Annotated in this window: 21 protein-coding genes and 1 riboswitch; of the genes, 9 read left to right on the top strand and 12 right to left on the bottom strand. The window is 68.9% G+C overall.

The window, feature by feature from the left end:
* Positions 1–5: 5 nt before the first annotated feature.
* Together pheT and pheS are read right to left on the bottom strand one after the other, a co-directional pair.
* Positions 6–2,591 (bottom strand): phenylalanine--tRNA ligase subunit beta, encoded by a 2,586-nt coding sequence (pheT, locus tag K8P10_RS05615; RefSeq protein ID WP_224780823.1) that lies wholly within the window; start codon positions 2,589–2,591, stop codon positions 6–8.
* Entirely contained in the window at positions 2,591–3,646 is a 1,056-nt protein-coding gene (gene pheS / locus K8P10_RS05610) for a phenylalanine--tRNA ligase subunit alpha (protein ID WP_224780822.1), read from the bottom strand. The genes pheT and pheS overlap by 1 nt, the downstream gene beginning before the upstream one ends.
* Before the next feature lie 70 nt (positions 3,647–3,716).
* Between pheS and K8P10_RS05605 the strand changes: the two genes are divergently transcribed.
* Positions 3,717–4,394 carry a hypothetical protein gene (locus tag K8P10_RS05605; protein WP_224780821.1) on the top strand — a complete coding sequence of 226 codons (678 nt, stop codon included), beginning with the start codon at positions 3,717–3,719 and terminating at the stop codon, positions 4,392–4,394.
* A gap of 57 nt (positions 4,395–4,451) precedes the next feature.
* Positions 4,452–5,135 carry a copper resistance CopC family protein gene (locus tag K8P10_RS05600; RefSeq protein ID WP_224780820.1) on the top strand — a complete coding sequence of 228 codons (684 nt, stop codon included), beginning with the start codon at positions 4,452–4,454 and terminating at the stop codon, positions 5,133–5,135.
* An 88-nt stretch (positions 5,136–5,223) separates the two neighbouring features.
* Here K8P10_RS05600 and K8P10_RS05595 read toward each other — a convergent pair whose 3' ends face one another.
* The 4 genes from K8P10_RS05595 to infC form a co-directional block, all read right to left on the bottom strand.
* Entirely contained in the window at positions 5,224–6,036 is an 813-nt protein-coding gene (locus tag K8P10_RS05595; protein WP_224780819.1) for an RNA methyltransferase, read from the bottom strand.
* Between the two features lie 89 nt (positions 6,037–6,125).
* Positions 6,126–6,509 carry a 50S ribosomal protein L20 gene (rplT, locus tag K8P10_RS05590; RefSeq protein ID WP_224780818.1) on the bottom strand — a complete coding sequence of 128 codons (384 nt, stop codon included), beginning with the start codon at positions 6,507–6,509 and terminating at the stop codon, positions 6,126–6,128.
* Positions 6,510–6,550: 41 nt separating this feature from the next.
* A complete protein-coding gene (gene rpmI, locus K8P10_RS05585; protein ID WP_224780817.1) occupies positions 6,551–6,745 on the bottom strand; it encodes a 50S ribosomal protein L35 in 195 nt (64 codons plus the stop codon).
* Between the two features lie 74 nt (positions 6,746–6,819).
* Positions 6,820–7,443 (bottom strand): translation initiation factor IF-3, encoded by a 624-nt coding sequence (infC, locus tag K8P10_RS05580; protein ID WP_224781220.1) that lies wholly within the window; start codon positions 7,441–7,443, stop codon positions 6,820–6,822.
* Positions 7,444–7,670: 227 nt separating this feature from the next.
* On the opposite strand from infC, the gene K8P10_RS05575 reads away from it, so the two are divergent.
* A complete protein-coding gene (locus K8P10_RS05575; protein ID WP_224780816.1) occupies positions 7,671–8,036 on the top strand; it encodes a DUF1844 domain-containing protein in 366 nt (121 codons plus the stop codon).
* 3 nt (positions 8,037–8,039) lie between these two features.
* On the opposite strand, the gene K8P10_RS05570 is transcribed toward K8P10_RS05575, so the two are convergent.
* Genes K8P10_RS05570 through K8P10_RS05545 form a run of 6 tightly spaced genes read right to left on the bottom strand, consistent with a single transcriptional unit; the run spans position 8,040 to position 12,533 of the window.
* On the bottom strand, positions 8,040–8,939 hold the full coding sequence (locus K8P10_RS05570) for an SseB family protein (protein ID WP_224780815.1): 900 nt from the start codon (positions 8,937–8,939) through the stop codon (positions 8,040–8,042).
* A gap of 6 nt (positions 8,940–8,945) precedes the next feature.
* Positions 8,946–9,698: a bifunctional 1-(5-phosphoribosyl)-5-((5-phosphoribosylamino)methylideneamino)imidazole-4-carboxamide isomerase/phosphoribosylanthranilate isomerase PriA gene (gene priA / locus K8P10_RS05565; RefSeq protein WP_224780814.1), complete on the bottom strand. Its 753-nt coding sequence runs from the start codon at positions 9,696–9,698 to the stop codon at positions 8,946–8,948.
* 3 nt (positions 9,699–9,701) lie between these two features.
* Complete coding sequence (gene hisH, locus K8P10_RS05560; protein WP_224780813.1) at positions 9,702–10,361, bottom strand: imidazole glycerol phosphate synthase subunit HisH; 660 nt, start codon at positions 10,359–10,361, stop codon at positions 9,702–9,704.
* The gene (gene hisB, locus K8P10_RS05555) at positions 10,358–10,966 is read right to left on the bottom strand and encodes an imidazoleglycerol-phosphate dehydratase HisB (RefSeq protein ID WP_224780812.1); all 609 of its coding nucleotides are present in this window, start codon (positions 10,964–10,966) and stop codon (positions 10,358–10,360) included. Before hisB ends, hisH begins: the two co-directional genes overlap by 4 nt.
* Positions 10,967–10,991: 25 nt before the next feature.
* On the bottom strand, positions 10,992–12,083 hold the full coding sequence (locus K8P10_RS05550) for a histidinol-phosphate transaminase (protein ID WP_224780811.1): 1,092 nt from the start codon (positions 12,081–12,083) through the stop codon (positions 10,992–10,994).
* Between the two features lie 48 nt (positions 12,084–12,131).
* Complete coding sequence (locus K8P10_RS05545; RefSeq protein ID WP_224780810.1) at positions 12,132–12,533, bottom strand: LysM peptidoglycan-binding domain-containing protein; 402 nt, start codon at positions 12,531–12,533, stop codon at positions 12,132–12,134.
* Positions 12,534–12,772: 239 nt separating this feature from the next.
* On the opposite strand from K8P10_RS05545, the gene lexA reads away from it, so the two are divergent.
* The 6 genes from lexA to thiS all read left to right on the top strand — a co-directional run bounded on the left by lexA (position 12,773) and on the right by thiS (position 17,568).
* Positions 12,773–13,432, top strand: a complete 660-nt coding sequence (gene lexA, locus K8P10_RS05540; protein WP_224780809.1) for a transcriptional repressor LexA — start codon at positions 12,773–12,775, stop codon at positions 13,430–13,432.
* 99 nt (positions 13,433–13,531) lie between these two features.
* The gene (gene lipB / locus K8P10_RS05535; protein WP_224780808.1) at positions 13,532–14,185 is read left to right on the top strand and encodes a lipoyl(octanoyl) transferase LipB; all 654 of its coding nucleotides are present in this window, start codon (positions 13,532–13,534) and stop codon (positions 14,183–14,185) included.
* Positions 14,182–15,339: a lipoyl synthase gene (gene lipA, locus K8P10_RS05530; protein WP_224780807.1), complete on the top strand. Its 1,158-nt coding sequence runs from the start codon at positions 14,182–14,184 to the stop codon at positions 15,337–15,339. The genes lipB and lipA overlap by 4 nt, the downstream gene beginning before the upstream one ends.
* Before the next feature lie 67 nt (positions 15,340–15,406).
* Positions 15,407–15,518: riboswitch (TPP riboswitch) on the top strand.
* Positions 15,513–16,163 (top strand): thiamine phosphate synthase, encoded by a 651-nt coding sequence (locus tag K8P10_RS05525; protein WP_224780806.1) that lies wholly within the window; start codon positions 15,513–15,515, stop codon positions 16,161–16,163. (Overlaps the previous riboswitch by 6 nt.)
* Entirely contained in the window at positions 16,160–17,389 is a 1,230-nt protein-coding gene (gene thiO / locus K8P10_RS05520) for a glycine oxidase ThiO (RefSeq protein ID WP_224780805.1), read from the top strand. The genes K8P10_RS05525 and thiO overlap by 4 nt, the downstream gene beginning before the upstream one ends.
* The gene (gene thiS / locus K8P10_RS05515; RefSeq protein ID WP_224780804.1) at positions 17,374–17,568 is read left to right on the top strand and encodes a sulfur carrier protein ThiS; all 195 of its coding nucleotides are present in this window, start codon (positions 17,374–17,376) and stop codon (positions 17,566–17,568) included. The genes thiO and thiS overlap by 16 nt, the downstream gene beginning before the upstream one ends.

Below are 17,568 nucleotides of genomic sequence, written 5' to 3'. Positions count from 1 at the left end.
GAGAGCTACTCGCGGAGCTTCGCTCCGAAGGCCGCCTCAGCTGCGGCAACACCGGCGAGCTTCGCCTCGCTGGCCTCCTCGGCCCGCAGCGTGCGATCGTCGGCGCGGAACCTGAGCGCGAACGTCAGTGCCTTCTGCCCCTCCTCGAGGCCCGTTCCGCGGTAGTCGTCAACGATGCGGGCGCTCTCGAGTAGCGAGCCCGACCCTGACCGCACGACGTCGAGCACGTCGCCCGCCGGCACGTCGCTCCCGACGACGAGCGTCAGATCCTGCGTCGCCGCCGGGTAGGTCGAGAGCGGCCCCGTCTCCGGCGTCTGCGGTGCGATCGCGATCAGGCGCCCGAGATCGAGCTCGAACGCCGCAGCGCGACCGTGGAGGTGGTGATCGGCGACCAGGTCGGGCAGCAGTTCGCCAGCGACGCCGACGAGCTCGAGCTCGGCATCCTGCTCCGTGCGCACGAACAGTTCAGCGGTCCGGCCGGGGTGGAATGCCCGGTGGCTCCCCTGCCGCACGACCAGTTCGGCGGCAACGGCGCCGGCGACGGTGCGCGCAGCGTCGAGGGCATCGGCCCAGTCGTATGCCCGGTCACCGAGTCCCGGCTGCTTCGCCTCTGCCAGCCCCGTCAGCACCGCGGCCACTCGGAGCGGTTGCTCGGGTATCGCGGCGTCGAGCTGGGCGAGCACGGCGTCTGCCGGGCGCTCGCCGAGCGGCGGCACGCTCTCGGTGCCGAGTTCCGCGCCTGGCGCGACGGGCACGAAGACCGCACCGAACTCGACGAGCGAGAGATCCGTGAGACCACGAGAGGCGTTCCGCTGCACCGCGCCGATGAGGCCGGGCAGCAGCGAGCGACGCAGGAAGGGTGCTTCACCATCGAGCGGGTTCGCGAGCGCCAGGGCGGAAACGGGAGCGGAGGCCTCGGTTGCGGCGTCGCTCGGCCCCGAGCCGAAGGCGTCGAGCTGCGCGCGGGAGACGAACGGGTAGTTCTGCACCTCGTTGAAGCCCGCTGCCGTGACGGTGTTCGCGGCCCGACGGCGCAAGCGCTGCGCACGCGTCAGACCACGGCCGGCCGGGGCCACCGGAAGCACTGAGGGGATACGGTCGTACCCGACGATCCGTGCGACCTCCTCGACGAGATCCGCGCTCCGCGTGAGGTCGCTCCGCCAGCTCGGCGGGGTGACGAACCAGAGGTCGGGATCGCCGGCGGCACCGAGTGCGACGGTGCAGCCGATCATCTCGAGCGCGCCGCGGATCTCCTCGGGCGTGTAGTCGGTGCCCAGCAGACCATTGACGCGCGCGATGCGCAGGCGCACTGGCGTCGGCTGCCACTCGGCGACGAGCGTAGCGCCGAGATCGTCGGCGGTGCCGCCTGCCAGCTCGACGAGCAGGTCCACCATGCGCTGCGCCGCGGCGGCCGCGACGAGCGGGTCCACTCCTCGCTCGAAGCGCTTCGATGCTTCGCTCGGCAGCTTGTGCCGGCGCGCCGTTCGCGCGATCGAGACGGGATCGAACGTCGCGGCCTCCACGAGGACGTCGGTCGTCGTCTCATCGGTCTTGGTCGACTGCCCGCCCATAACGCCGGCGAGTCCCACGGCACCCGCGTCATCGGCGATGACGAGGTCTTCAGGGTGCAGTTCACGATCCTGCTCGTCGAGCGTCTGCAGGCGTTCCCCTGCGCGCGCTCGGCGCACCGTGATTCCGCCGTCGAGCTTGCTCAGGTCGTAGGCGTGGAGCGGCTGACCGAGTTCCAGCATGACGTAGTTCGAGATATCGACGGGAAGCGAGAGGGCCCGCACTCCAGCGAGCTGCAGTCGCGAGACCATCCAGGGAGGGGTTGGACGGGTCGCATCGATACCGCGCACCACGCGCGCGATGAAGCCCGTCGCTCCGGCGCGTCCGCGGATCGGGGCCTCATCCTGGAGCACCACCGGGAACCCCGTGGCTTCGGCGACTGACACCGCGGCAGCGGGATCGGTGAACGGCGCTCCCGTGGCATGGCCGTACTCGCGCGCCACACCGCGAACCGAGAAGGCGTAGCCGCGGTCGGGAGTCACGTTGATCTCGACCGCACTTTCATCCAGGCCCAGCAGCGCCAGGGCATCGGCACCGATGACGGCACCGTTCGTCTCGTCGAGACCGAGCCGCGACAGCACGATGATGCCCTCGTGGTCTTCACCGAGCGACAGCTCACGTGCGGAGGCGATCATGCCGTCCGAGACGTGCCCGTAGGTCTTCCGGGCGGCGATCCTGAAGTCGCCTGGCAGCACCGCTCCGGGCAGCGTCACGACAACGCGGTCGCCCGGCCCGAAGTTGTGGGCTCCGCAGACGATTCCGCGGACGTCCGCACCGCCGTCCGCAGCGGTCTGCCCCTCGGAAGCCACGCGCACCTGGCACCAATTGATCGTCTTCCCATTGGACTGGGGCTCGGGTTCTGCGGAGAGCACCTCCCCGACCACCACGGGCCCGGACACCTCGAAGCGGCGAATGGACTCCTCTTCGAAGCCCACGCGCACGAGGTCGGCGTGCACCTGCTCGGGGGTCGCGCCTGGCGCGAGTTCGACGCTCTCACCGAGCCAGCTGAGTGGGACGCGCATCAGACCAATCCTCCGAACTGGGAGTTGAAACGAATATCGCCCTCGACCATGTCGCGCATGTCGCTGAGGTCGTGGCGGAACTGCAGGGTGCGCTCGATGCCCATGCCGAAGGCAAACCCCTGGTACTCCTCCGGATCGACACCGGCGGCGGCGAGCACGTTCGGATCGACCATGCCGCATCCACCCCACTCGACCCAGCGTGCGCCGCCCTTGGCGTGCGGCTGCCACACGTCCATCTCGGCGCTCGGCTCGGTGAAGGGGAAGAAGTTCGGCCTGAGACGGATCTCGGCGCCCTCGCCGAACATCTGCCTCGCGAAGTGCTCCAGCGTGCCGCGCAAGTGGGCCATCGTGAGGCCGCGATCGATGGCGATGCCCTCGATCTGGTGGAAGACGGGCGTGTGCGTCGCGTCGAGCTCATCGGTCCGGTACACGCGTCCCGGGGCCACGACGTAGAGCGGAAGGGCCGTGTGCGTCAGCTGCTCGCCGAGCAGGGCGCGGATCTGCACCGGGGAGGTGTGCGTACGGAGCACCAGGTGCCGCTCAGCGGGTTCCACGAAGAACGTGTCCTGCATGGCGCGCGCCGGGTGATCGGGATCGAAGCCCAGCGCGTCGAAGTTGAACCACTCGTGCTCGAGCTCCGGGCCCTCCGCGACCTCCCAGCCCATCCCGACGAAGACATCGGCGATGTCGTCCTGGAGCTGAGCGAGCGGATGACGGGTGCCCGCTTCGCGCCGCACGGGCGCCGCGGTGACGTCGACCGTCTCGGCGACGAGCCTGGCCTGCGCCTCGGCCTCGGCGAGCGTCGCCTCACGCGACTTGTAGGCGCCCTCGATGCGACCTCGCGCCTGCCCCATGAGCTTGCCGGTCGCGGCCTTCTCATCCTTGGGAACCTGACGCATCAGCGCATTGAGCTGAGCGATCGCCGATGCCTCGCCTGCGTGCTCGGCGCGGGCGCGCTTCAGGTCGGCGACGGAGTCCGAAGACTCGAATGCGGCGAGGGCCGCCGCGACCGCGGCATCGACCGCTTCGGGTGAGATGGGGTTGGAGTCTGACACGGTGATCAAGTTTACCGTGCGCCGCCGGCCGCCGGGCACCTCGTCAGCGGCCCCGATTACACTGAGGGCCGTGGACCAGACGGGCGGACCTTCCGAGACGCGAGACGCGGGGTCCGCACCTGCCCGCGCGCCGAGCCGGCGAGAGCGTGTGCTGCGCGGAACTCTCGTCGCCGTCGCCTCGACGCTGCTCGCGGCCGGCTCGCACGCCCTCGGCGGCTCCGAGGTGACGACGCTCTCGGTCGTCGCGACGGCGGCGCTCGCCTGGCCCGTCTGCATCGCGTTGTCCGGCCGCGCCGGTTCGCTCCTCCGGACGAGCGTCGCCGTCGTCGCGAGTCAATTCCTCTTCCACTGGTCGTTCGCCGGACTCGGGGCGGCACATGGACCGGTGACCACCGCGGGTACCGGAATCTCGGCACATGCTGCGCACAGCGTGCGGTTCGGAACACTGCAGGGAGCCGAGGCGCCCCTCAGCTCGGTCTCGCTCGGCGAAGCTTCCCTCCTGATGTGGATCAGCCACGCGCTTGCGGCAGCGGCGACGGTCGCGCTCATCTCTCGCGGTGAAGCTGGAGCTCGCTCAGTACGAGGTCTGCTGCGACGCATCGTTCTCCCACCCGCTCCCGCAATCGTCGCGCATCGGCACCGCGCCGGCATCCTTGCCGCCCGTGACCGTTACTCCGCACTGCGCCCCCGCCTCTGCAGCCTCTCCGCCATCTCCCATCGCGGGCCTCCGGGAGTCCTCGTCCTCTGACCCGGTTCGGATGCGCACGCTGCCGAACCACCGACCGACCCGACGAAACGGACCCCCATGCTCACTCCGGAACTCCACGATCACACGGCCGCACGCGGTCACTCCCCCTCTACTCCCCGCACCGGACGACGCACCGGCCTGCGACTCGCTTCCGCTACGGCGCTCGCGGCCGCTGTGGCAGTCGGCGGCATCGCCACGCCAGCACTCGCCCACGACGAGCTCGTCGGACAGCGGCTCGTGCTCGACGACGTCGACTCCGTCGCCGCGGTCCAACTCAGCTTCAGCGACGAGATCCTCACCAACGGCACCGAGATCGCCGTCACCGACCCGGACGGCGCTGATGTCACGGATGGCGAGCCTCAGCACAGCGGGCGCGACGTTGATCAGCCCGTCGCGGACGACCTCGAACCCGGTGAGTACCGGGTCGTCTGGCGTGTCGTCTCGAGCGACGGCCACCCCATCGAGGGCGCATTCGTCTTCGACCTCGAGAACCCCGCGTCTGAGGATCCCGGCTTCCGCCCATTCGACCCCTCCGAGCCCGCCGGAAGCGACAACGGCACCACCGCCGAAGAGAACGATGACGCCGCGCGCGATGCGTCGGCGGACGGCGCCGGATACGTGCTCCCCGCGATCATCGGTCTCGGGGCGCTCGCGGCGATCGGTGCGGTGATCGTCGTCGTGATGAAGAACCGGAAGCGGCCCGAGGACCGTACGCCCGACGGCCCCTCAGAAGACAGCTGAGCCGGCCCCGGCACCCGGGGCGACGGGCGCGCCCGGACCGCGCTGTCCGGCGTGTTCCTCGCCCCGGGGCGAGGGCGACGCCCGCCCTTCAGCGTGAGCGCTGAGCGAAGGCGGATTCGTAGAGGAGAACGCTCGCGGCGGTTGCCAGGTTGAGCGACTCGGCGCGGCCGAAGATCGGAAGGCGTACAGAACGGTCCACGTGCGCGAGCGCTTTCGCCGACAGGCCCCGAGCCTCATTGCCGAAGACCCACGCTGTGGCCTCGGCAAGCCCCTGCTCCTCGCGGGACGCAGCGAGCTCCGCACCACCGACGTCCGCCGCCACGACGGCGAGACCGGCTTCCCGCGCAGCCAGCACGGCATCCTCCAGTGCGGGTGCTGACGCGACTGGCAGGTGGAACAGCGAGCCGGTAGTCGACCGCACGACCTTGGGGTGCAGTGGATCCACGCTGTCGCCGGCGAACACCACGGCGTCCGCACCAGCGGCGTCCGCCGCTCGCAACACGGCGCCGGCATTCCCGGGATCGCGTACCTCGTGGAGAATCGCCACCAGACGCCCCCCGGCACAGGCCTCAGCGACCGGTACCCGGCAATCGGCGACGACCGCGACGACACCCTGCGGTGTGACCGTCTCGGTCATCGCGGCCACGACGTCCGCTGTCGCGCGGACGAGTTCGACGCCCTCTCGGTCGGCAAGACGGTCGAGCTCCAGCTGCCAGGGCTGCGCTTCGTCGGTCGCGTAGACGACCTCGACGAGCTGCGGCGCGTGCACGAGCGCCTCGCGCACCGCCTGAGGCCCCTCCACGAGGAACCGCCCCTGCGCCCGGCGGTCCTTCTTCCGCACGAGGGCCGCAGCGCGCTTGACCCGGCCGGACTGACGGTTACTGAGAATGACGTCGCTCACCGCCCCATCCTACGTGGACCGCATCGGGCGGGAAAACGCGGAACCCCGCCGCCCACAGGGCGACGGGGTTCCGGCGGAGAGAACGACGCTTACGCGGCCTTCGGAGCCGAGGTGTCCTCGGGAAGGGCCTGCTTCGCGGTCGCGACGAGGGTCGCGAACGTTGCGGGCTCGTTCACGGCGAGCTCGGCGAGCATGCGACGGTCGACCTCGATGCCTGCCAGGCCGAGGCCCTGGATGAAGCGGTTGTAGGTCAGGCCGTTGGCGCGCGCGCCCGCGTTGATGCGCTGGATCCACAGACGACGGAAATCGCCCTTGCGCTTGCGACGATCGTTGTACGAGTAGACGAGCGAGTGGGTGACCTGCTCCTTCGCCTTCCGGTAGAGGCGCGAACGCTGTCCGCGGTAGCCCTCAGCGCGCTCGAGGATTACGCGACGCTTCTTGTGGGCGTTGACTGCCCGCTTGACTCTTGCCATGTTCTGTCTTCCTTACGAAAAAGTCTGGGTTCGGGTGCCGGTTAGAGGCCGAGCATCCGCTTGGCCTGCTGAGCGTCGCCCTTCGAGAGCACCTGCTCGGCGTTCAGGCGGCGCTTCCGCTTCGAGGCCTTGACCTCGAGGTTGTGGCGCATACCGGCCTGCTGCTTCATCAGCTTGCCGGAGCCGGTGACCTTGAACCGCTTCTTGGCCCCCGAGTGGGTCTTCTGCTTGGGCATCGATTTCTCCTTGATTCGTGTTGTGCGTCGCCTGGGCGACCACGGGTGCTACGGCGCGCTGGGCACCGAAGTCTCTATTCGGCGGACGCGGCGGCCTCGCCGGTCTCGCTCGACTCGCCGGCCTTCTGGGCCTTGCGGTCCGCCTTCTCCTCGGCGCGGCGAGCGTTCTGCTCCGCTTTAGCCTCGGACTTGTTCTTCACCGGGGCGATGACCATCACCATGTTGCGGCCGTCAATACGCGGAGCGGACTCGACGGTGCCGTACTCCGCGATGTCCTCTGCGAACTGCTGCAGCAGACGTACGCCCTGCTCGGGGCGCGACTGCTCACGACCGCGGAAGAGGATCATCGACTTCACCTTGTCGCCCTGCGACAGGAAGCCGATGGCGCGCTTGGTCTTGGTCTCGTAGTCGTGCTTGTCGATCTTCAGGCGGAACCGGACCTCCTTGAGGACGGTGTTGGCCTGATTGCGACGGGCCTCCTTCGCCTTCTGGGCGGCCTCGTACTTGAACTTGCCGTAGTCCATGATCTTCGCCACGGGCGGCTTCGAGTTCGGGGCAACCTCGACGAGATCGAGATCGGCGTCCGCTGCCAGGCGCAGAGCAGTCTCGATCGGCACCACGCCGACCTGCTCGCCACTGGGACCAACCAGTCGCACCTCGGGGACGCGGATTCTGTCATTCGTGCGGGGATCGCTGATCGCTTGCTCCTCTGATCTCGTGTACTGGGTCCGATGCGGACCACGGTCACGGAGATCAAGAGCGACGCGCACTCTCACACCCTTCTGCTGCCGCGCGATGCGCGGCGGGGTGTCAACGACCCGGTAACCTGTTATGTGCGGTGCCGGGTGGGAGAATCTCCACTTCCGTTTTCTCGGCAAAACACCGAGAACCAGCAGAAGTTTAGCACAGCCACAGACAGGATGCCATGAACGACGAGACCGTACCCGACACGTCCGCCACCGACCCCGCGGCGGACGCCACACGCGACATCGCTGACGTCGCCGCGGTCGAGGTCATCACCACCGCCGCCGTGCACCTCCTCAGCGCGGCCGCGGTCAAGGTGGGCCTCGCCGACGATCCCGAGAGCCAGATCGATCTCGATGAGGCACGTAAGCTCATCAATGCCCTCGCAGGTCTCATCACGGCGGGTGCGCCCGAGGTGAGCGACATGCACGCGCGAAGCCTGCGCGATGGCCTGCGATCGGTGCAGCTCGCGTTCCGCGAGGCCTCCCAGTTCCCCGACGCGCCGGGTCAGGGCCCCGGGGAGAAGTACACCGGACCCGTCAACTAGGGCTCAGCTCGCCGAGCCCGTCGGCACGACCCTGAGGGAGTCGACGCGCTCGGTGATCACCGGATCGGCCGACCACACGCTGCTCGCCGCCTGCACGACCGCCCGCAACGACTCTCGGTCGAGACCTGGCACGAGCCCAAGCACGACATCGACTTCCGGCGCCAGCAATCGTGCCTCGGGGTCCCCGGGAACGATCGCGGTGTAGCTCACGCGAGGATCCCCCGCGATCCCGGAGGCGAACGCTCGCTCGACATCCGGATCAGCCCACGCCGGTTGCGCGACTCCGCCCTCGGCGAGGGCTTGCAGTGCCGTCCGCCGGACGCCGAACTCGCGCTCGGCAGTACCCGGATCGACGATGATGAGCGCGTGATCGTCCTGTGCCGCCGCGAGGGCGGCCTGCGGCGCGGCCACTGGGATCGGCCTGGCGTCGCTGTTCCACGTGCGCAGGGCCTCGACGGAACTGAACACCGGCATGACTCGTCTCCCGTCAGGCCCGAGGACCGTGACGATGGAGAGCTCCTGCGTCTTCTCGACGGTGCGCCCGCCCTCGGTCTCACCGATGTCCCCCGCCTCCGCGACAAGCGGCACGAGTACTCGGCACCGGGAGAGCGTGACCAGAGCGTCAGCGTGTGCGGCGGCGAGTTCGCCGAGCGCCGTACGCTGCCCCTCGGCGCTCGTGGCGCCCCTCAGGCTCGAGGCCGCGGCGCGCAGTGCATCGATCGCGTCCCTGAAGATCTCGGGGGTCGCCCCGTCGTCGTCCGCGAATGCGGTCTCGTGGTGGTCGAAGCTGCGTCCAGCCCAGGGAAACCCGGCGGAATCAGTCGCCCCGCCGGAGACCAAGCTGTCGGGAACACCGGTGGATCGGGGGGCGTCACCCGTCGACGGCAGGCGCTTGATCGCCATGACGGCCTACTCGGCCCGCCCCGCCACGTCGAGCGCTGCCCCGAGGGTGAAGGCGCCCGAGTACAGTGCCTTGCCCACGATGGCGCCCTCCACGCCGAGCGGGACCAGCTCGCGGAGCGCCGCGAGATCGTCGAGACTCGAGATGCCACCGGAGGCGACGACGGGGCGATCGGTCCGCTCCGACACGCGGCGCAGAAGGTCGAGATTCGGGCCCTGCATCATGCCGTCGCGAGTCACATCGGTGACCACATAGCGCGGGCAGGCCGCCTCCTCGAGGCGATCCAGCACCTCCCAGAGGTTGCCGCTGTCCTCAGTCCACCCGCGTGCCGCGAGAGTGTCGCCCCGCACGTCGAGGCCCACCGCGATGCGCTCCCCGTAGCGAGCGATCACTGCTGCCGTCCACTCCGGATCCTCGAGTGCGGCCGTGCCGAGGTTGACGCGGGCCGCACCGTGCTCCAGCGCCGCGTCGAGACTGGCATCGTCGCGAATACCACCCGAGAGCTCGATGCGCACGTGCTTCGCGTGGGCCAGCACCTTCCGAATGACACCGGCGTTGCTGCCCCGCCCGAACGCGGCGTCCAGATCGACGAGATGGATCCACTCGGCGCCCTGGTCGATCCACTGGAGAGCAGCGTCGAGCGGGCTGCCGTAGTCGGTCTCGCTCCCCGCCTCGCCCTGCACGAGCCGCACAGCGGCACCGTCCACGATGTCGATCGCGGGAAGGAGGGTCAGTCGGGGCTGTTCGGTGAACGCCGTCACGGATTACTCGCTTTCTGAGGGGGTGGTACGGAGCGACTCGATCCAGTTGCCGAGCAACCGAATACCCGCCGCCCCGGACTTCTCGGGGTGGAACTGTGTCGCGGAGAGCGGGCCGTCCTCGACGGCGGCCACGAATCTTTCGCCGTGCTCGGCCCAGGTGATCCGGGGAGCTGCCGATGGACCTGAATCCACCGCCCACTCCGGGGCGGCATTACTGTGCACGAAGTAGAAGCGCTCTCGCTCCACGCCGCGGAACAGGCGCGATTCCGCAGGCGGGTCGACGGGGCTCCAGCCCATGTGGGGCAGCACGGGCGCGCGCAGTTCCCGCACCGTACCCGGCCAGTACCCGAGCCCGTCACTCTCGACGCCGCGCTCGATGCCGCGCGCGAACATCACCTGCTCGCCGACGCAGATGCCGAGCACCGGCCTCCCCTCGGAGAGCCGCTCGGCGATCAGGCGATCGCCGCCGACCGCACGGAGCGCGCGGATGACGGCGTCGAACGCCCCGACACCCGGCACCAGGAGCCCGTCGGCGGTGAGAACCGTCTCAGGATCTCGCGTGAGACTCGCGTCCGCCCCGGCGCGCACGAGCGCCTTGACGGCAGAGTGCACATTGCCCGAGCCGTAGTCGAGTACCGCAACCGTCGGTGCAGGTGCGGTCACAGCGCACCCTTCGTCGAGGGGATACCCGTCTCGAGCGGATCGAAGGACTTCGCCTGGCGCAGAGCCCGCGCGAACGCCTTGAACTCCGCCTCAGCGATGTGGTGAGGATCGCGCCCCTCGACGAGTCTGACGTGCACTGTCAGCCGCGCATTCAACACGAGCGCTTCGAAGAAGTGCCGGACCATCGATCCCGTGAAGTGCCCGCCGATGAGGTGATACTCGAACCCTGTCGGCTCACCGGAGTGCACGAGGTACGGGCGACCCGAAATGTCGACCACGGCCTGGGCCAGTGCCTCGTCGAGCGGCACGAGAGCGTCGCCGTACCGGGTGATCCCGCGCTTATCGCCGAGCGCCTCCAGGAGGGCGGCTCCCAGCAGGATCCCGGTGTCTTCGACGGTGTGATGCACGTCGATGTGAACATCGCCGGCTGCGCGCACGGTCAGGTCGATCAATGCGTGCCGCGCGAACGCCGTGAGCATGTGATCGAAGAACGGGACTCCCGTCTCGATGTCGTGAGTCCCGGTGCCGTCGAGGTTCACCTCGACACTGATCTGAGACTCGCTCGTCTGACGCTCGAGACGGGCGGTGCGCGCGGTTTCGGTCATACAGTGATCCTATCGCGCGTCAGGCTCACTCCGAGGGCGCGCCGCCTGGCCCGAGGTCGGAGATCGCCGAGATGAGCGTCGACGTCTCGCTTTCGGTACCCGCCGTCATCCGCAGGTGGCCGGGGATGCCGAGTTCACGGATCAGGATCCCCTGACGTCGTAGCGCGTCGAACGTCGCTCCGGGATTCGCGAAGCCCCCCACCAGCAGGAAGTTGGAGCCCGAAGGGTGCACCGTGTACCCCATCTTCGTCAGCGCGTCCGAGAGCCGGTCCCGCTGACCGCGGATGTCGTCGACGGTCGCGAGCATGCGGTCGGCATGCCGGACCGCCGCGATCGCCGCGGCCTGCGTGAGCGCCGACAGGTGGTACGGCAGGCGCACGAGGCGCAGTGCATCCACCACAGCGGGGTCCGCAGCGAGGTATCCCAAGCGCACACCGGCGAAGGCGAAGGCCTTGCTCATGGTGCGCGAGACGAGTAGCCGCGGGCGACCGGGGAGCAGCCGAAGGGCGCTCTCATGCTCGGCGTCGAACTCGTGGTACGCCTCGTCCACGATCAGGATGCCGTCGAACGCGTCCGCAGCGGCCTCCACGACCTCGAGATCGAGCGACGTGCCCGTGGGATTGTTCGGTCCGCAGATGATCGCGACATCGGGGCGCTGCTCGGCGAGCGTCCGGGCCACGAAATCCGGCCGGAGCACGTAATCGTCGGGTCGCGGAACCGGCACCCACTCCGTATCGGTCCCGGCTGCCAGCAGGGGGTACATCGAATAGGTCGGGGTGAAGCTCAGCAGCCGTCGACCCGGACCGCCGAACGCCTGCAGAATCTGCTGCAGCACCTCGTTCGAGCCGTTCGCCGCCCAGATCTGATCAGCGCTGAGACCGTGTCCGAGGTACCCCGCGAGCGCCGCGCGGAGTTCACCGAAGTCTCGGTCGGGGTATCGATTGACTCCCCGTACCGCCCGTGACAGCTCAGCCACGACGTCTTCGACGACCTCTTCGGGGATGGGATGCGTGTTCTCGTTGACGTTGAGACTGACCGGCACGGGGTCCTGAGGAGCGCCGTACGGCAGCTTGCCGACGAGATTGTCACGGAGAGGAAGGTCGCTCAGACTGGTCACGCGACCAGTCTACGCGGGGCACGCATTCGACTCCGATGAACGCGAGGACTAAGGAGCCGGGATCACGCCCGGCGCATCTGAGAAGCGGAGCGGGACCGCGATGCTCTCCCCCGCCTGCACGCTCGACCCGTCCATACCGTTCAGGGTGACCAGTTCGGCGACCAGGTCACGAGGGTCACCCTGCGGGTCCAGGGACTCTGCAATAGCCCAGAGCGAATCGCCCGGTGCCGCGACGACGGTGCTGAACGACTGCTCGCTCTGCTCGGCCGACGCGGACGCCGAGGTCGCACCCAGCGAAGCGAGGAGTGCGAGGAGGCCTGCAGCCAGGAGCGTGCCGAGGGTGCCGAACACGACTCGGCCCCGGTGCGTCAAGCGGAGGTGCGTTGCTTCACCCGTGATGGCGCCCTGAGCGTCGTCTCGTGCCTGATCGAATGCTGCGATGGCGGTCATTGCTCTCTCCTTTCGGATGAAACGTTCGAGTGTTCTCATCGAACCGAACGCTTCTTTCGAATATATATACCCCTTTTTCGAAGATCAAGTCAAGTGTTCGAATATTCCGCGGCGAAATCCGCGACACACTCGAATGGATGTTTGTTCCACTCGAACACTTCACCTACACTCGGGATCACGAGCAGCACTCAACCACGCACCTCTGACATTCGCGTCGCCGCCCCGGGAAAGGACCCACCGTGAGCCCCTCGAAGCCATCGAAATCCGCCAAGCCGCTCACCGAGAAGCAGCAGGCGATCCTCGAGTTCATTGGTCAGTCGGTGGCATCGCGCGGTTACCCGCCGAGCATGCGCGAGATCGGTGATGCGGTAGGGCTTGCCTCCCTGTCGAGCGTGACCCACCAGCTCACGCGACTGGAGCTGCTCGGATACCTCAGGCGCGACCCGAATCGGCCGCGCGCGCTCGAGATCCTCATCGAACTCCCGAGCATGAGCGACCCCACTCCCTCGAGCGCGACCCCGGAAGAGGCCGCGTATGTACCGCTGGTCGGGCAGATCGCGGCAGGCATTCCGATCACCGCGGAGCAGCAGGTGGACGAGGTCATGCCGGTGCCTCGGCACCTCGTGGGCGAGGGGCAGCTCTTCATGCTCCGTGTGGTCGGTGACTCCATGATCGACGCCGCGATCTGCGACGGCGACTACGTGGTGATCCGTCAGCAGAACGACGCCGAGAACGGCGATATCGTAGCGGCCCTCCTGGATGGAGAGGCGACCGTGAAGGTGCTCCGCCGCCGCGATGGGCACACCTGGCTGCTGCCGCGCAACAGCGCCTTCGAGCCCATCCTCGGCGACTTCGCCGACGTGCTCGGCAAAGTCGTCGCGGTCTTCCGCTCCCTCTGAGGGCCGAAACCTTGCCGCCCGGCGCTGACGACCCCGTCGGCACCGGGCGGTTTTTTGCGGGATTGGCCTTTTTGCACGCGGTTCAACTAATCTGGGAGCATGATCGCTCAATCGTCGGTGGCCGTTGATGTCGCCGGACTCGACCCCGATTTCGTCCCCTACGCCGATGGCCTCCAGCTGCAACGCACGGCGGCGGATCGCGTTGTCGCCGGGGAGGACGACGGCACCCTGATCCTGCTCGAACACGAGCACGTGTACACGGCAGGGCGGCGCGCGCGTCCGGAGGAGTACCCCACCGATGGCACTCCGGTCGTACCCGTTGATCGAGGGGGCCTCGTCACCTGGCACGGGCCAGGCCAGCTCGTCGGGTATCCCATCATCAAGCTCAGCCCGAACCGGGGCGTCGTCGACGTGGTCCGCGCGCTCGAGCAGGTCATCATCGACGTCTCCGCCGAGTTCGGGGTCACCGGGTACCGGGTCGCCGGTCGCACCGGGGTGTGGGCTCAGGCGGGAGCCGCCGAGGCGAAGTACGCGCAGATCGGTCTCCGTGCACGGGCGCACGTCATTACCCACGGTTTCGCCCTGAACTGCAGCAACTCGCTCGAACCGTTCGGCGGTTTCGTACCGTGCGGCATCACCGACGCCGGCGCGGCCACGCTGAGCACCCTCGCGGGAACGGCGATCACCCCTGCGGATGTGGTGCCGGTCATCACTCCGCGTCTGGTCGCCGCACTCGAGGAGCTCGCCGCATGAGCGCGCGCAACATCGGCGCCCCTCTCTCCGAGGTGCTCGCCGAGCAGACTAGAGCCGAAAAGGCGCTGAAGGTCGCGCCGCGTGAACCCGAACTGGTCGTCGCGACCGGAGGATGCGGAGGCGGGCAACCCCCCGCCGCTTCCGCCCCCTCGCCTGACCAGGAGGGACGACCCACCGCGAACGGGCGTACACTCCTGCGCATCGAGGCCAGAAACGCCGAGACTCCCATCGAGCGCAAGCCCGAGTGGATCAAGACGCGAGCCAAAACCGGTCCTGAGTACACCGACGTGCGAGGTCTCGTGCAGCGCGAGGGTCTCCACACGGTCTGCCAGGAGGCAGGATGCCCGAACATCTACGAGTGCTGGGAGGACCGCGAGGCGACATTCCTCATCGGCGGGTCGATCTGCACGCGGCGCTGCGACTTCTGCCAGATCACCTCGGGCAAACCGCTCCCCCTCGACACCGACGAGCCGCGTCGCGTCGCCGAGTCGGTGCGCACCATGGGCCTGCGCTACGCGACGATCACGGGCGTGACGCGAGATGATCTGCCGGATACCGGAGCCTGGTTGTACGCCGAGACCATCCGCCAGATTCACGAGTTGAACCCGGGCTCCGGGGTCGAGGTACTCGCGGACGACCTGGGTGGGCGTCCGTCCGATTTGCAGCAGGTATTCGACGCGAAGCCCGAAGTGTTCGCGCACAACCTCGAGACCGTTCCCCGCCTCTTCCGCAGCATCCGCCCTGGGTTCCGGTATCAGCGGTCGCTCGACGTCATCCGGCAGGCACGTGAGGCGGGGATGATCACGAAGTCGAACCTGATTCTCGGCATGGGCGAGGAGCGCGCGGAGGTGCACGACACGATGCAGGAACTGTTCGATTCCGGGTGCGACATCCTCACGCTCACCCAGTACCTGCGCCCGTCGAAACTGCACCGACCAGTGCATCGCTGGGTCCGCCCAGAGGAATTCGTCGAGCTCAAGGCCGATGCGGACGCGATCGGTTTCGCCGGAGTGCTCGCCGGGCCGCTCGTCCGCTCGTCGTATCGTGCGGGTCGGCTCTGGGCGCAGACGATGGCGGTTCAGAACCGTCCTGTTCCCGAGAACCTGCAGCACCTCGCCGACAAGGCGGCTGACGCGTTCCCGCAGGCGGTCTGAGACCTGCGTGCGTCGTGGGGCGGGGCTCATCCGTAGCGCCCCGCCCCACGACGCGTTAGGGTGGGTGGCAGTACCCCACGGGTGCCCGAGGCATCGGGCTGAGATCGCGCTTCGGCCGCGCGGGACCGTCGAACCTGATCTGGTCAGCACCAGCGGAGGAAGCGAGTCCCAGCATGATCCCCGATTTCCGTTGCCACGTGGTCACCGGCGGCGATGACCATCGTCGTACCGTCGAGGTGGCCCGCGCCGCAGCCGCGGGAGGTGCCGGCGTGGTGCAGGTCCGCTCGAAACCGATCTCCGCCCGCGCGCTCACCGAGCTCACGACGCACGTGGCCGAGGCGGTCGCCGCAGTTGCATCCGGTACGAGAGTGCTGGTCGACGACCGCGTCGATGTCGCGGCGGCGCTGGCGCTGCGCGGCGTTCCGGTACACGGGGTGCACATCGGGCAGGACGATGTGACGGTGCGCGACGCTCGCGCGCTCCTCGGCAGCTCGGCGATCATCGGCGTGACGACGGGCACGTGGGACCTCGTCCACGCCATCCACGACGTTGCCGACCTCGTGGACTACATCGGTGCCGGCCCGTTCCGCCCGACCCCGACGAAGGACTCGGGACGCCCGCCGCTCGGGCTCGCCGGTTACCCGTCGCTGGTGGCCGAATCCCCGGTCCCGGTGATCGCCATCGGAGATGTCACCGCTGAGGACGCTGCCGATCTCGCGCGCACCGGCGTCACCGGAGTCGCGATCTCGCGGGAGTTCATGGGGGCACGCGATCCGGAGGGACTGGCCAGGTCGGTGATCCGCGGGTTCGAGTCCGGACGATGAGCGGCATCGGCACGACGGATCGCGCCATCGTGATCGGCGGAGGCATTGTCGGCCTCGTGGCGTGCTTCGAACTCTCAGAGCTCGGCATTCCCGTCTCGCTCATCGATCCCGCTCCGGCGTCGGGTGCGACGCACCACGCGGGCGGCATGCTCGCGCCGATCGCCGAGGTGCAGTACCGGCAGGAGGCCCTCTTCCCGCTGATGCTGCGCTCGGCTGCCCTCTCCGCCGACGTCGTGCAGCGAGTCGGGGCGGCGACACCGCTACCGACCGGATACCGCGACGACGGGACGCTCGTGGTCGCGGCGGATCGCGCGGATGCCGACCATCTCCGGAGACTCGCCGACTACCAGCGCGCGCACGGGATGACGGTGGATCGCCTGACCGTGCGCGAGGCACGTCGTCTGGAGGGCGCCCTCGCACCCGGCCTCGCCGCCGCAGTCTCGATCGCAGGAGACCATCAGCTCGCACCGCGACGCTTCGCCGCCGCGCTCATCGACGCCCTCGAACGCCGCGGGACCGAGTTCATTCGCGAGCGGGCCGTCAGCCTCGACGGCGGCGACCCCTGCCGGTCGATCCGTTGCGAGTCGGGGGCCATCGATGCCTCTGGGGCGACCGTCGTGCTCGCGAATGGGATGGGTGCCGCCGACGTGACTGGGTGGTACCGCGGCGCGCACCCGCTCCGCCTCAGGCCGGTCGCCGGAGACATCATGACGCTGCGGGTCCCCGAGCGACTGCGTCCACTCACGACCCGGGTGATCCGCGCGTTCGTCGAGGATCGGCCGGTGTACCTCATCCCCCGCGACGACCGCACCGTCGTTCTCGGGGCGACCAGCCGCGAGGACGACGGGCGGCTCCCCCGAGCGGGTTCGCTTTACGACCTGCTTCGCGACGGGATTCGCGTGGTCCCCGGACTCGAGGAGTGCGAACTGCTCGAGGCGACGGTCGGTGTCCGTCCGGGTACTCCCGACGACCTGCCGTACCTCGGCCGAGCGGGGTCGAACCTCGTCGTCTCGACCGGCTATTTCAGGCACGGTGTCCTCCTGGCCGCGCTCGGCGGACGCGTGGTGTCCGACGCGGTATCCGGATCCGGCACCGTCGCCGACCTCGATATCTCGGCCTGCGACCCCTGGAGGCACGCCGAGCGCTCGGCGCCCTCCGGCACCCAGCAGGCTCCCGACCCCCACCAGCACGACTCGAGAGGAACCGACGCATGCACTACACCGTGAACGGCGATCCGCACGAAGCCGAGGCGATCAGCATCGCCGAGCTCGTCGCCGGCCTGACCTCGGCGACCCAGGGCGTCGCTGTCGCTCTGAACGGCGACGTGGTGCCGCGGTCCGCCTGGGATCGCGCACTGTCCGACGGCGACGCCGTCGACGTGCTCACCGCGGTGCAGGGCGGGTGA

Origin of the sequence: Leucobacter sp. Psy1, from assembly GCF_020096995.1 — a bacterium.
GTDB lineage: Bacteria > Actinomycetota > Actinomycetes > Actinomycetales > Microbacteriaceae > Leucobacter.
The sequence above is the reverse complement of the archived record's forward strand: the minus strand, read 5'-3'. Positions and strand labels throughout refer to the sequence as shown.

Coding starts and splice junctions, on each gene's coding strand:
- rpmI (WP_224780817.1), bottom strand. CDS start 6,745: ATGCCCAAGCAGAAGACCCACTCGGGGGCCAAGAAGCGGTTCAAGGTC.
- lipB (WP_224780808.1), top strand. CDS start 13,532: ATGATCGCTCAATCGTCGGTGGCCGTTGATGTCGCCGGACTCGACCCC.
- lipA (WP_224780807.1), top strand. CDS start 14,182: ATGAGCGCGCGCAACATCGGCGCCCCTCTCTCCGAGGTGCTCGCCGAG.
- rplT (WP_224780818.1), bottom strand. CDS start 6,509: ATGGCAAGAGTCAAGCGGGCAGTCAACGCCCACAAGAAGCGTCGCGTA.
- K8P10_RS05575 (WP_224780816.1), top strand. CDS start 7,671: ATGAACGACGAGACCGTACCCGACACGTCCGCCACCGACCCCGCGGCG.
- hisB (WP_224780812.1), bottom strand. CDS start 10,966: ATGACCGAAACCGCGCGCACCGCCCGTCTCGAGCGTCAGACGAGCGAG.
- thiO (WP_224780805.1), top strand. CDS start 16,160: ATGAGCGGCATCGGCACGACGGATCGCGCCATCGTGATCGGCGGAGGC.
- K8P10_RS05525 (WP_224780806.1), top strand. CDS start 15,513: ATGATCCCCGATTTCCGTTGCCACGTGGTCACCGGCGGCGATGACCAT.
- K8P10_RS05600 (WP_224780820.1), top strand. CDS start 4,452: ATGCTCACTCCGGAACTCCACGATCACACGGCCGCACGCGGTCACTCC.
- K8P10_RS05570 (WP_224780815.1), bottom strand. CDS start 8,939: ATGGCGATCAAGCGCCTGCCGTCGACGGGTGACGCCCCCCGATCCACC.
- thiS (WP_224780804.1), top strand. CDS start 17,374: ATGCACTACACCGTGAACGGCGATCCGCACGAAGCCGAGGCGATCAGC.
- pheT (WP_224780823.1), bottom strand. CDS start 2,591: ATGCGCGTCCCACTCAGCTGGCTCGGTGAGAGCGTCGAACTCGCGCCA.
- K8P10_RS05545 (WP_224780810.1), bottom strand. CDS start 12,533: ATGACCGCCATCGCAGCATTCGATCAGGCACGAGACGACGCTCAGGGC.